At 74.7% G+C, this 12,506-nt stretch carries 11 protein-coding genes and 1 riboswitch; of the genes, 8 read left to right on the plus strand and 3 right to left on the minus strand.

All coding sequences use genetic code 11. From position 1 onward, the window contains the following. Positions 1-20 precede the first annotated feature (20 nt). Positions 21-506 (plus strand): Asp23/Gls24 family envelope stress response protein, encoded by a 486-nt coding sequence (locus FHN55_RS00650; protein ID WP_139709763.1) that lies wholly within the window; start codon positions 21-23, stop codon positions 504-506. Between the two features lie 122 nt (positions 507-628). Continuing rightward, the gene (gene aqpZ, locus FHN55_RS00655) at positions 629-1,408 is read left to right on the plus strand and encodes an aquaporin Z (protein WP_139709765.1); all 780 of its coding nucleotides are present in this window, start codon (positions 629-631) and stop codon (positions 1,406-1,408) included. 74 nt (positions 1,409-1,482) lie between these two features. Here the strand turns inward: aqpZ and treS are convergent, their stop codons facing one another. From treS to FHN55_RS00670, 3 genes are all read right to left on the minus strand, one after another. Continuing rightward, entirely contained in the window at positions 1,483-4,488 is a 3,006-nt protein-coding gene (treS, locus tag FHN55_RS00660; RefSeq protein ID WP_218974223.1) for a maltose alpha-D-glucosyltransferase, read from the minus strand. Between the two features lie 148 nt (positions 4,489-4,636). After that, positions 4,637-5,044, minus strand: a complete 408-nt coding sequence (locus FHN55_RS00665; RefSeq protein WP_139709767.1) for a hypothetical protein — start codon at positions 5,042-5,044, stop codon at positions 4,637-4,639. A 19-nt stretch (positions 5,045-5,063) separates the two neighbouring features. After that, positions 5,064-5,237 carry a CsbD family protein gene (locus FHN55_RS00670; protein WP_139709769.1) on the minus strand — a complete coding sequence of 58 codons (174 nt, stop codon included), beginning with the start codon at positions 5,235-5,237 and terminating at the stop codon, positions 5,064-5,066. 214 nt (positions 5,238-5,451) lie between these two features. Continuing rightward, positions 5,452-5,539, plus strand: a riboswitch (SAM riboswitch). Positions 5,540-5,869: 330 nt separating this feature from the next. On the opposite strand from FHN55_RS00670, the gene FHN55_RS00675 reads away from it, so the two are divergent. Genes FHN55_RS00675 through FHN55_RS00700 form a run of 6 tightly spaced genes read left to right on the plus strand, consistent with a single transcriptional unit; the run spans position 5,870 to position 12,500 of the window. After that, the gene (locus FHN55_RS00675; protein WP_139709771.1) at positions 5,870-6,898 is read left to right on the plus strand and encodes a MetQ/NlpA family ABC transporter substrate-binding protein; all 1,029 of its coding nucleotides are present in this window, start codon (positions 5,870-5,872) and stop codon (positions 6,896-6,898) included. Continuing rightward, positions 6,895-7,983: a methionine ABC transporter ATP-binding protein gene (locus tag FHN55_RS00680; protein WP_139709773.1), complete on the plus strand. Its 1,089-nt coding sequence runs from the start codon at positions 6,895-6,897 to the stop codon at positions 7,981-7,983. The genes FHN55_RS00675 and FHN55_RS00680 overlap by 4 nt, the downstream gene beginning before the upstream one ends. Further along, positions 7,976-8,638, plus strand: coding sequence for a methionine ABC transporter permease (locus tag FHN55_RS00685; protein WP_218974224.1), 663 nt, complete (start codon positions 7,976-7,978; stop codon positions 8,636-8,638). Before FHN55_RS00680 ends, FHN55_RS00685 begins: the two co-directional genes overlap by 8 nt. After that, positions 8,635-9,855 (plus strand): acyl-CoA dehydrogenase family protein, encoded by a 1,221-nt coding sequence (locus tag FHN55_RS00690; RefSeq protein ID WP_218974225.1) that lies wholly within the window; start codon positions 8,635-8,637, stop codon positions 9,853-9,855. Before FHN55_RS00685 ends, FHN55_RS00690 begins: the two co-directional genes overlap by 4 nt. After that, positions 9,852-11,078, plus strand: a complete 1,227-nt coding sequence (locus FHN55_RS00695; protein ID WP_139709775.1) for an acyl-CoA dehydrogenase family protein — start codon at positions 9,852-9,854, stop codon at positions 11,076-11,078. The genes FHN55_RS00690 and FHN55_RS00695 overlap by 4 nt, the downstream gene beginning before the upstream one ends. 18 nt (positions 11,079-11,096) lie before the next feature. Beyond that, complete coding sequence (locus FHN55_RS00700) at positions 11,097-12,500, plus strand: NtaA/DmoA family FMN-dependent monooxygenase (protein WP_139709777.1); 1,404 nt, start codon at positions 11,097-11,099, stop codon at positions 12,498-12,500. Positions 12,501-12,506 lie beyond the last annotated feature (6 nt).

Genomic DNA, 12,506 nt, shown 5'->3' on the forward strand with positions numbered 1-12,506 from the left:
CCGTCGCGACGAGGAGGATCATGACCGAGATCTCCGCTCCGAGCACCTCGACGCTGCACGGCACCGCCAGCGCGTCCGGTGGGCTCTCGGCGCCTCCCGCCGACCCGGCTCCCCCGTGGGGCCCTGCGCCCGCGACGGCCTCCCGGGCCGTGCGCGCCTCCGGGGCCACCACCACCACCGACGCCGTCATCGCGACGCTCGCCGGCCTGGCCGCCCGCGAGGTGCCCGGGGTGCACGACCTCGGCACCCCCACCGGGCGCGCCCTCGCGGAGGTGGGCCGCCACATCCCCGGCTCCTCACGCGGCGGGTGCCCCGGGGTGGAGGTGGAGGTGGGCGAGCGGCACGCTGCCGTGGAGGTGGCCGTGGTGACCGAGCTCGGGCAGAGCGCCCCGGAGGTGGCCGACCACGTGCGCGCGGCCGTCGCGCGGGCCCTGCGCGAGCTGGTGGGCCTGGAGGTCACCGCGGTCGACGTCGAGGTGGTCGACGTCGCCGTGCCCGCTGGCTGACCCGCCTCCCGGGTCGCGCACCCACGACCTGTCGCGCACGCTTGATCTCATGACGGCGCGGGCCTCCCCGCGCCGTCAGCCATGACCGCAGACCCCCATCGACAGAGAGGACGGGACACACCATGAGCTCGACGGTGCAGAAGATCGGCGCTGAGTTCCTCGGCACGTTCTGGCTGGTGTTCGCCGGCTGCGGCGCGGCCGTGCTCGCCACCACCGCCGCGCCCGGCGACACCGGCGCGCAGGTGGCCATCGGCTGGCTGGGCGTCGCCCTGGCCTTCGGCCTGGCCGTGACCACCGGCGCCTACGCCTTCGGCCACATCTCCGGAGGCCACTTCAACCCGGCGATCTCCCTCGGCCTGGCCGTGGCCGGGCGCCTGCCCTGGCGCGACCTGCCGGTCTACGTGGTCTCCCAGCTGGTCGGCGGCGCGGCCGGCGCCGCGGTCCTGTACGGGGTTGCCAGCGGCGCGGCCGGGTTCGACCCCACCGGCGCCTTCGCCACCAACGGCTACGGCGAGCGCTCCCCCGAGGGCTACGGCCTCGCCGCCGCGCTGCTGGTCGAGGTCGTGCTGACGGCGGTGTTCGTGCTCGTCGTGCTGGGCACCACCGGCCCCAAGGGCGCCGTCGGCCTCGCGCCGCTGGCCATCGGCCTGACCCTCGTGGTGATCCACCTCATCTCGATCCCGGTGACCAACACCTCGGTGAACCCCGCCCGCTCCATCGCACCGGCGCTGTTCGCCGGCCCCGAGGCGCTCGGCCAGGTGTGGGCGTTCGTCCTCGCCCCGCTGGTCGGCGGCGTGGTCGCCGCTCTGGTGCACAGGACGCTGCTGGCGACCGAGGAGGAGCGCGTGGACGTCCGCGTCGAGCAGACCGTCGAGCGCGAGCGGGTGGCCGGGCGGGCCTGACCGTCCAGCACCGCCCCTGACGACGAGGGCCGGCCGCTNNCGGCCGGCCCTCGTCGTCGTGCGGGTGGGGACCCTCAGCGGTGGGTGCCTGAGCGGCGCAGGTCGTCCTCCGGGGCGCCCGGGTCCTTGAGGAGCAGGAAGAGGCCGCTGTACGGGCTGAGCCACACGCTGAAGCTCTGCAGGTCGTCCACCCAGCCGATCTCGCCCTCGTCGCGGGCGTCCAGGACGGCCATGCGCGGCGTGAAGCGGTTCGACCTGACGGTGCCCTCGATGGTCTCGCCGGTGAAGTTCAGCACCGTGACCTGCAGCTGCGCCGTGCGCGTGGGGTCGCCGCCGTCGAGGCGGTGGACCATGACGAGCATGCCCGGGTGGGCGACGGCCGGGACGTCCACCTGCGTGGCGGTCGCGATGCCGTGCTTGGCCCGCAGCGCCAGCAGCCCCTGCAGGCGCCGCGCGAAGGACCTCTCGTCGCGCAGCTGCTCGGGCAGCGAGCCGTAGAGCACCCGGGCCCGCGGCATGCCGCTGGCCGAGGTGGTGGCCTGGGGGTCGACGTCGAGCAGGTCGTGGGCGCCGCGCTCCACCCAGCGGGTGTCGCCGGTGTCGGTGAGAGCCGCCACCTGCTCGATGGGCACCGGCAGGGCGCCCACGAGGTCCCAGCCGGACAGGGCGAACACCCCGGGCTGCCAGGCGTTGAACATGGCCAGCAGCAGGTGCGCCCGCCGGATCATCTCGACGTCGTCGTCGCCGATGGAGTCCAGCGTGCGGTGCCCGCGGGACGCGGCGATCACCGAGGCGGTGGTGCACGCGATGCCGTTGGTGGTGAAGACGTGGTTGTAGTCCGCCGCCTCACCGGTGATGCCGCGCAGGAGGTCGCCGCGCACGGCCTCGGCCAGCTCGGCGCCCGTCGTGGGGCGCCCGCGGAAGGCGTACTCGTCGTTCGTGTGCGCGGTGGCCCAGTGCACCAGCTCGTAGGTGAGCTCGTCGTGGTTCTGCATGCCGTGCACCAGGGAGGCCGGGTCCACCCCGACCTCCAGGGAGGTGCGCAGCGTCAGGCGCAGGAACTCGGTGTCGCCGGTGACCAGCGCGTGCTGGTAGGCGGGGCGGTTGACGAAGTCGTAGGACAGGTCCGCGCCCACCCGGCCGGTGTCGCGGATGTCCTCGATGCCGAGGTTCAGCTCCTGGAACGTGAACCCGCCGACCTTGCGCACGGTGCTCGCGATGACGTGGTTGGCGGCCTCCGACAGCGGGTGGCCCTCCGACCACGCCGGCGCGCCCTCGCCGGACTTCTCCACGCCCAGGAAGCCGTTGGCGTCCAGGCGCAGCGCGCTGGTGCCCAGCTCGGCCAGGGAGTGCAGGGCGTCGCCGATGACCAGGCGCATGCCCGCGAACGTCGGGTCGAGCCAGTTGATGGAGGGCTGGCCCTGCTTGAAGTAGTGCAGGTACACCCAGCGGCGCACCTGCCCGTCCACCCCGGTGACCTCGGCGGTGGCGCTCCAGTTGGTCTCCTTGACCCCCGGGGCGTAGAAGATCACGCGCTGCAGCGCGCCGATGATGTACCCGGCGTCGGCCAGCCGCGCCTCGGTGATGGCGTCGAGGTTGACCGCGTCGCGGCCCTCCGGCACGTCGGGCAGCAGGTGCCAGTCCTCGCGGGGGATCTCCACCATGTGGTAGACGCCGGGGTAGTCGCCGTGGCCCATCTCGGCCAGGCGGAAGTCGGCGCCCTTGCCGGTGTGGCCGGGGACGATGTCGTCGATGACGGAGCCGCCGTGGGCGTCGGCCACCTCGCAGACGGCGCGGAACTCGTCCTCGGTGCCGAAGAGCGGGTCGATCTGGGTGCTGATCCTGTCGAAGTGCCCGTCGACGCTGGGGGTCTCCTCCCAGCCGGTGATGCCGCCGGCCTTCTTCACCGGGCCGGTGTGGATGCCGTCGATGCCGATCTCCTCGAAGGCGCTCCACAGGCGCTCGTCGGCCACCGACGCCAGGAAGGACTCCCCCTCGCGCGTGATGAGCGAGATGGGGTACGCGGTGAACCACACCGACGCCGTGGAGACGGCGCGGCGGGCGTCCGGGCGGGCGTAGGGGTTGCGCCACATCGCCGGGCTGCCCGACAGCTGCCGCGAGAGGCCCTCGGCGTCGGCCAGCATCGACTGCTGCACGAGCCAGGCCACGTACGCGGGGTTGGTGCCGTCGGCGGTGCGCCGGTGCGGCGCGCGGCGGCGCCGGGTCTCCAGCTGCGCCTGGGGGCGCAGGCGGCGCGGCCGCGCCGGGTAGCGGGCCTCGTCGTAGGTGATCTCGCCCGGCTCGCCGCCGTCCTCGCCGGCGGTACCGGGCGCCGCGGGGCTGGTGACCGGGCGCGGTGCCACCACGACCTCCTCGCGCAGCACCCCCGCCAGGCCCGCACCGGCGACGACGATGCGGGCGCGCTCCCACGGGCGCTGCTCCGCGACGAACGGCAGCTCCTCGGCCTGCCACTCGTGCCAGAAGCGGGTGGCGTCCTCGCGCCCGCCGTTCACGCCGAGGGCGACGTCCCTGTCGATGCCGAGCCGCTCCGCCTCCGCCGGGACGGACTGGACCCAGATGGCCACGTCGACGTGGTCGGCGAGCTCGCGCCGACCGGCGCCGACGCCCTCCAGGAACAGCCACCGGGTGCCCTCGGGCACCTCCAGCGCCCCCTCGCGGCCGTGCTCGGCCCACGCCGGCGGGCGGAAGCTCACGGCCTGGCCGTCGCGCGCGGGCTGCAGGACGCCGTCGACCAGGAGCTCGGTCCAGTCGAAGAACCCGTGGTTCCAGGCGACGTCGTCGGTGCGCACCAGCACCCCGCCCTCGACCGCCGCGAGCAGGCGGTCGGCCAGGGCCGACTTGCCGCTGCCGCCGCGCCCGTCCACGGCCACCACGCGCGGCCGCCCCTCGGGGACGTCGGCGGAGTGCTCCAGCAGGGCCACGAGGCCGGTCAGGGGCACCTGGCGCCACGGGCCGGCCAGCGGCTCGCCCTCGGGCAGCGCCACGTCAGAGGGGACCACCTGGGTGGCGTCGGAACTCGTCTCGGGGAGGACGTGGTCGTCGGAGGGCGCCGTCAGCACGGCTGACCACGCTACAGAGGCTCGTGGACCTCGGCGCGCGCAGATCCGCACACCCTCCCCGCGGTCCGCGGCGGGGCGGGCAGCACGACGCCCCGGCCGCGCAGGCGCGGACCGGGGCGGGGTGGAGCGGGGCGGCGCCCCCCGGGGCTCAGCGCAGCCGGGCCTCGCGCACCAGGCGGACCACCTCGGCCACGAACTGCTCCCGGCGCGGGCCCCCGCCGTCGAGGACGGCCGTGACGTCGTCGGCGAGGTGCGGCAGCTGGTGCGGTGCGACCGGGTCGCCGCGGCGGTCGCTCAGCCCCGCGTGGACGCGGCTGGGCCACTGCCCCCCCAGGGCCTGCGCGAGCACCTCGGGCACCCCCGAGTGGCGGCGGTGCTCCGCGTGCCGCCAGGGCTCGCTGACCGCGGCCAGCACCTCCAGCTGCTCGTGCAGGTCCAGCGCGGCCAGCTCCGCAGAGGAGCTGACGGCGCCGACCAGCTGGTGCACGACGGGCGCGGCGGCCCCGCTGAGCGCGACCGCGCCCAGGGACCCGGCCGCCGCGCCGGGGGTGCTCACAGCACCCACGAGAGCCCGGTCAGCCCTTGAAGGCGTCCTTGGCCTTCTCGACGTCCTGGCGCTGGGCGCCCATCGCCTGGTCCTTCTGGCCCTGCGCGGTCAGCTCGGCGTCGTCGGTCTTCCTGCCGACCGCCTCCTCGACCTTCCCCACGGTCTGCTGCACCACGTTCTTCGCCTTGTCCACCGCGGACATGTCGCCTCCTCGTCTCGAAGGTCGCCGGCGGTCGCCGACCCCACGACGGTAGGAAGGTCGCGCCCGACACGCTCGCTGGGACGAGCGCCACCGGCTGAGTGGCATCTCACACCCGCTCGACTGGCGCAGCGCGCCGACCGGTGGGTCAGCTGCGCCACGCGGTCCCCTGACGTGCCGCGTTGACATTCCAGCGACCGCTCGGTAGAAATCCAGCAACCCATCCAGAGCGGCCGAGAGATCTGGCTCGTCGACGCCGCAGCAACCAGCCTCCGGGCAGGTGCTCCCGCCAGGACCGATGGAGGCACTTCCTGTGATGCACCCCTGCGCTCCGGCACCGTCCGGGCTCCCCTGCTGCGCGCCCGCCCTCGGGGCGCGCTGTCGGCCGTCGGCCGACTGACCGGTCCGCCCCTGCACCAGCCCGACGCGCAGCCGCGCTGACGGCTCGCTGCCCCGCGGTCGCTGAGGCGACCCCCGCAGCGGAGGGACCCGCCCGAGGCGGGTCCCGCAGCCAGCGAGACACGGACACCCACCACCCCTGACCGGGGCGGAGCCGTCAGCGGCACCGCCCCGGCGATGCCGCCCACCCCGAACACCCACCTGGCGCTCCCGCGCGCCCGCACCGAGGGACACCCATGTCTGAGAACAGCAGCTCCCCGTCCTCCCACCAGGAGCCAGAGCAGCCGAGCGACCTGCGCGCAGCCGTCGCCGCCCGCGGCAGGCGGCGCCGCAACGGCGCCATCGCCGCCGTCGTCTCGCTGCTGGCCGCCGCCGGCATCGTCGCCGGCGTCGTCGCCGCCGTGAACGGCTCCGGCAGCTCCGCGGAAGCCGCCGCCGGCGGCTCGGCGGACACCGGCGCAGCGCCCGCGCAGCGCTACAGCCTCAACCTCGCCGTCGCCGAGGACACCCAGTTCCAGGACGCCATCAAGGAGGTCGCCGCGGAGAAGGGCCTCGACGTCACCTGGACCAACGTCGACGACTGGGTGCTGCCCAACACCGAGCTGGTGGCCGGCACCGTCGACGGCAACGCCTTCCAGCACGTGCTCTACCTGTCGGCGTTCAACCGCGAGAACGGCGCCGACATCACCCCGGTGTTCTCCACCGTCATCGTGCAGTGGGGCATCTTCTCCTCGACGCTCGACGACGTCGCGTCGATCCCTGACGGCGGCAGGATCGCCATCCCCGACGACCCGTCCAACGGCGGTCGCGCGCTCGGCATCCTCGACGCCGCCGGCCTCATCACCGTCGACGACGCCGCCGGCGTCTTCCCGACCACCGAGGACATCACCGCCAACCCCAAGGGCCTCCAGTTCGTCGAGGTCCCGGCGCGGAACATCCCGCAGAACTTCGACGACCCGAGCCTGTCGGCCGTCGTCGTGGGCACCTCCTACTTCGACCCGTCGCAGGGCGTGACCGCGGACGACGCGCTCTACCTCGACGACTCGCTCGCGCAGAAGAACCTCCCCTACGTGAACGTCGTGGCGACGACCGCCGACAAGGCCGACGACCCGGCGTGGGAGGTGCTCCAGGAGGCCTACGCCGACCCGCGCGTCGCGGAGGCCCTGGAGGCGGAGAACTTCGGCACCACCGTGCTCGTCGACGTGCCCGTCCAGCAGCTGCGCGACACCCTCGCCGACCTCGAGGCCCAGGGCGCCGCGGCATGAGCACCGCGATCGAGTTCGACCGGGTGTCGAAGGTCTTCGGCACCGGCGCGAGCCGGGTGGAGGCCCTGCGCGAGGTGTCGCTGTCGGTGCAGGCGGGGCAGATCCACGCCGTCGTCGGGTACTCCGGCGCGGGGAAGTCGACCCTGCTGCGCACGGTCAACGCCCTCGAGACCCCGACCAGCGGGCGCGTGGTGGTGGAGGGGCGCGAGATCTCCTCGCTGAGCGGGAAGGAGCTCTACGCCGCCCGCCAGCGCACGGGCATGATCTTCCAGCAGTTCAACCTGCTGAGCGCCCGCACCGTGTACGCCAACATCGCCTACCCGCTCAAGCTGGCGGGCCTGGGCAAGGAGGCGGTGCTCGACAGGGTCGAGGAGCTGCTCGCCTTCGTGGGGCTCACCGACAAGGCCCTCTCCTACCCCTCCCAGCTGTCCGGCGGGCAGAAGCAGCGCGTCGGCATCGCCCGGGCCCTGGCCACCGAGCCGCAGATCATCCTGTCCGACGAGGCGACCAGCGCCCTGGACCCGGCCACCACGGCCGAGGTGGCCGCGCTCCTGCGGCGCACCAACGAGGAGTACGGCGTCACCGTGCTGCTGGTCACCCACGAGATCGACGTGGTCCGCGACACCGCCCACCGCGTGACCGTCATGGACGGCGGCCGGGTGGTGGAGGACGGCACCACGTACGACGTCTTCTCCCGGCCGCAGAGCCCCGTGACCCGCCGGTTCGTGTCGTCGGTGCTGCGCTCGGTGCCCGACGAGGGCGCGCTCGCCACCATCCGCAAGGTGCACCGAGGTCGCCTCGTGCAGCTGCACGTGGAGGACCGCGAGACCGACCACCCCTTCCTGTCGCAGGTGGCCCGGCGCACCGGCGTGGACCTCAACGTCGTCTACGGCGGCGTCGAGGAGCTGCAGGACCGGCTGTTCGGCAGCCTCACCCTGGAGCTGCTCGGGGAGCCGGCCGCCGTCGAGGCGGCTGTGGCCCAGCTGCGGGAGAGCGCCACCGTCGTGGACCTCGACGGCGCGACCCCGGTCCCGGCGCCGTCCCGCGCAGCGCACGTCGCCGAGGAGGTGGCCGTCGGTGCGTGAGTTCGACCTGGAGACCTTCCTGCCCCGCTTCTGGCAGGCGCTGGCCGACACCGCCGTGATGACCGCCGTGTCGTTCGTGGTGGCCGGGGTGCTGGGCGTGCTCCTCGCGCTGTGGCTGTACGCCTCGCGGCCCGGCAACATCCTGGAGAACCGCGTGGTCTTCGCGGTGCTCAACTTCGTCATCAACCTCGTCCGCCCGGTGCCGTTCCTCATCGTGGCCATCGCGGTGGTGGGCCTGACGCGGCTGGTCTTCGGCACGGGCCTGGGCCCGCTGCCGCAGACGCTGCCGCTGTCGATCGTCGCCAGCGTGGCCATCGCCCGGGTGGTGGAGTCCAACCTCGTGGCCGTGGCCCCCGGCGCGGTGGAGGCGGGCACGGCGATGGGCGCGAGCCCGGCGCGGGTGCTGTTCACCGTCGTCGTCCCCGAGGCCCTGGGACCGGTGGTGCTGGGACTCACGTACATCCTCGTGGCGCTGCTCGACGCCACGGCCGTGGCCGGCGCCCTCGGCGGCGGCGGGCTGGGCTACCTGGCCCTCAACTACGGCTGGGCGCGCTTCGACTACACCGTCATCGTCATCGTGGTGGTCACGCTGGTGGTGCTCGTGCAGGCGGTGCAGGCCGGCGGCAACCTCCTCGCGAGGAGGGTGATGCATTGAGCGCTCCCGTCCTGCTGCGGCTCAGCGCCGCGCCGACCGGCGCCGCAGCTCCCTTCGACGAGGCCTCCTTCGCGGCGCTGCTGGGCCGCGCCGGCCAGGACGTCGTGCAGCGCGAGCAGTCGCGCACGCTGCTCGGCGAGCAGCTCCGGGAGCTGAGGGACCTCGGCTTCGGCGCCCTCGCGGTGCCGGTCGAGCACGGCGGGCGCGGTGCCTCGTTCCGCGACGTGCTCCACCGCGTGGTGCGGCTGTCGGCCGCCGACGCGAGCCTGGGCCACGTGTGGCGCGGGCACGTCGCCTTCGTCGAGGCGCTGCGCCTCGACAGCGCTGACGACGCTCGTGCCCGCCGCTGGTACCCGCGCCTGGTGCGCGGCGACTTCGTCGGCAACGCGCAGTCCGAGCGCCAGCCCACCGCCACGCTCGAGGCGCGCCTGGTGCGGGGCTCCGACGGCACGCCCCGGCTGACGGGCCGCAAGTACTACACGACGGGCAGCCTCTACGCGGACTGGGTCCACGTCGCCGCCCTCGACGACGACGGCGAGCGCGTCGCCCTCACCGTGGACGCGTCGCACCCCGGCGTGACCAGCACCGACGACTGGGACGGCTTCGGCCAGCTGCTCACCGGCAGCGGCAGCACCGCCTTCGACGCCGTGCCGGTGGACCCGGCCGAGGTCCGCGCCGCGGGCGACGAGCCCGAGCGCTGGCACCACCTCGGCTCGGTGTTCCAGCTGTGCCTGCTCGCGGTGGTGGCCGGTGTCGCGCAGCGCGCGCTGGACGACACCGCCGCGTTCGTCCGGGGGCGCCGGCGCACCTTCGGGTTCGCCGGCGAGACGCTCCCCCGCGAGGACCCGCTGGTGCAGCTGGTGGTCGGCGAGCTGAGCGCGGCGGCCTCGGCCGCGCGCCGGCTCGTGCTCTCGCTCGCCGACGACGTCGACACCGCCGTCGCCGCAGCACCTCCGGAGCGTCGCGAGCGGCTGGCCGAGGTGCAGCGGGAGGTCTTCAAGGCGCAGGAGGTGGTCCCGAAGCTGGTGCTCGACGCCTCCACGCGCCTGTTCGAGGTGGGCGGCGCCTCCGCGGTGTCGCTGAGCGCCGGGCTCGACCGGCACTGGCGCAACGTGCGCACCGTCGCCTCGCACAACCCCGCCATCCAGCGCACCCGCGCGGTGGGGCTGTGGGAGCTGGAAGGCGTGCTCCCCGACTGGAAGGCGCCGGGGCGTTGACGACGACCGCCGCGCCGGCAGCCGCGCCGACGGCCAGGGAGCTGCTCGACCGCTACGCCGGCGTGCTCGCCGCGGTCGGAGCGGAGGCCGTGCAGCGCGAGCGCGAGCGGCGCCTGCCGCTGGCCGAGGTGGAGCTCCTGCGCGCCTCCGGGTTCACCCGCACCACGCTGCCGCGCGAGCACGGCGGCGACGGCGCGGGGTACGGGGCGCTGTTCGAGCTGCTCACCGAGCTGGCGCGGCGCGACTCCAACCTCGCCCAGGCGCTGCGCTCGCACTTCTCCTTCGTCGACAGGACGCTGCTGGCCCCGCCCTCGCGGGCGCGGAGCGCCCGGCTCGCGCTGCTCGCCGACGGCGCGGTGCACGGGAACGCCACCTTCGAGCGCTCGAGCGCCGCGAGCGGCGGAGCGCCGGGCGCGGTGCTGAGCCGCGACGAGCGGGGCCTGCGCCTGGACGGCACGAAGTACTACAGCACCGGCACCCTCTTCGCCGACCTCGTGTCGGTGGCGGTGACGTCGCCCGACGGGCCGGGTGGCAGCTCGGTGGGAGTCCTGGTCCGCACGGACGCGCCCGGCGTGCACCGCCTGGACGACTGGGACGGCTTCGGCCAGCGCCTCACCGGCAGCGGCACCACCGTCTTCGAGGGCGTGCGCGTCCACGAGGACGACGTGGTCGAGCGCGGCGCCCCAGGCCACGGCGGCGCGTTCGTGCAGCTGGTGCTGCTGGCCGTGCTCGCGGGCATCGCCCGCGCCGTCGTCGACGACGCGGTGACCTACGTGCGGGCCCGCACCCGGCGCTTCAGCCACGGCAGCGGCGCGAGCGCCGCGGACGACCCGCTGGTGCAGGAGGTGGTGGGCGACCTGTCGGCCAGGTCCACCGCCGCGACCGCCGCGGTGCGCCTCGGTGCCGCCGCGCTGACCGCCTCCGGAGCGGCGGTCCGCGACGGCGCGCCGGAGGCCGAGGTGGCGGAGCTGGTCGGCGCGGCGGACCTCGCCGTGGCGCAGGCCCAGCTCGTCGTCCTGCCCCAGGTGCTGACCGCCGCGACCGACCTGTTCGAGGTGGGCGGGGCCTCCGCCCTGGCCACCGACCTGGCCCTCGACCGGCACTGGCGCAACGCCAGGACGGTCGCGTCCCACAACCCCGCCCGCTACAAGGCCCGCGCCCTCGGTGACCACCTCGTCAACGGCACCCCGCTGCCGTCGTGGTGGACCGTCGGCGAGGGCTGACCAGGAGAGACCGCCCGCATGTCCCCGGAGCCCAAGCAGCTCGTCCTCAACCTGTTCGAGATGAACACGGTCAGCCACATCACCCACGGCCTGTGGCGGCTGCCCGGCAACAACCGCCACCGCTTCGGCGACCTCGACTACTGGACCGAGCTGGCGCAGCTCGCCGAGGACGGCGGCTTCCACGCCGTCTTCCTCGCCGACGTCGTCGGCGCCTACGACACCTTCCGCGGCGGTCCGGAGACCGCGATCCGCGAGGGCCTGCAGATCCCCTCCAACGACCCGCTCCTCGTGGTGCCCGCCATGGCGGCCGTCACCCGCCACCTGGGGTTCGGCATCACCTTCTCCACCACCTACGAGCCGCCGTTCGCCTTCGCCCGGCGCATGTCGACGCTCGACCACCTCACCCGGGGCCGGGTCGGCTGGAACGTGGTGACCTCCTACCTGCCCAACGCCGCCCGCAACTTCGGGCTGGACGGGGAGGTGCCGCACGACCGGCGCTACGAGATCGCCGACGAGTTCCTCGACGTCACCTACAAGCTGTGGGAGGGCTCCTGGGACGACGACGCGGTGGTCGCCGACGCGGACGGCGGGGTGTGGAGCGACCCGGCCAGGGTGCGCCGCATCGACCACGTCGGCGAGCACTACCGCGTGCAGGGACCGCACCTGTCCGCGCCGTCGCCCCAGCGCACGCCGGTGGTCTTCCAGGCGACCGGCTCCCCCGCCGGCACCCGGTTCGCCGGGCGCCACGCCGAGGTGGTCTTCACCGGCGGGCGCACCGCGGCCGACTTCCGCGCCAACGCGCAGCGGATGCGCGACGCCGCGGCGCTGCACGGCCGCTCCGCGGACGAGCTGAAGTTCGTCGTGCAGGCCGGCGTCGTCGTCGGGCGCACTGAGGAGGAGGCGGCGCGGCGGTGGGAGGAGTACCGGTGCCACTCCAGCGTGGAGGGGATCCTCGCCCACCGCGGGTACCCCCTCGACCTGCCGAACCTGCCGCCGCAGCTGCGGGTGGTCGACGCCCTCGACCAGGCGGGGCTGCCCGCGAGCGCGGTGCCCGGGGTGTCCCCGGAGACGACCGTCGGGGAGGCGCTGCGCGCGGCGGCGGAGCAGCGCGAGGACCGATACTTCGTGGTGGGGACGCCGCGGGTGGTGGCCGACGAGATCGAGCGCTGGCTCGACGAGGACGGCGTCGACGGCATCAACCTGCGCCAGTACCACTCCTTCGACACCCTGACCGGGTTCGCGGAGCTCGTGGTCCCCGAGCTGCGCCGGCGCGGGCGGCTGGCCGAGCGGCCCGCGTCGCCGCAGACGCTGCGGGAGACCCTCTTCGGCCGGGGGCCCCGGCTCCCGGACACCCACCCGGCGACGCGCTACCGCGGCGGGGCGAACCTCGACGTGCCGCAGGAGGCGCTGCGGTTCTCCTGAGCGGGC

Source organism: Streptomyces sp. NP160 (assembly GCF_006335115.1).
Classification (GTDB): domain Bacteria; phylum Actinomycetota; class Actinomycetes; order Actinomycetales; family Quadrisphaeraceae; genus Quadrisphaera.

Coding starts and splice junctions, on each gene's coding strand:
- FHN55_RS00650 (WP_139709763.1), top strand. CDS start 21: ATGACCGAGATCTCCGCTCCGAGCACCTCGACGCTGCACGGCACCGCC.
- aqpZ (WP_139709765.1), top strand. CDS start 629: ATGAGCTCGACGGTGCAGAAGATCGGCGCTGAGTTCCTCGGCACGTTC.
- FHN55_RS00670 (WP_139709769.1), bottom strand. CDS start 5,237: ATGTCCGCGGTGGACAAGGCGAAGAACGTGGTGCAGCAGACCGTGGGG.
- FHN55_RS00675 (WP_139709771.1), top strand. CDS start 5,870: ATGTCTGAGAACAGCAGCTCCCCGTCCTCCCACCAGGAGCCAGAGCAG.
- FHN55_RS00680 (WP_139709773.1), top strand. CDS start 6,895: ATGAGCACCGCGATCGAGTTCGACCGGGTGTCGAAGGTCTTCGGCACC.
- FHN55_RS00700 (WP_139709777.1), top strand. CDS start 11,097: ATGTCCCCGGAGCCCAAGCAGCTCGTCCTCAACCTGTTCGAGATGAAC.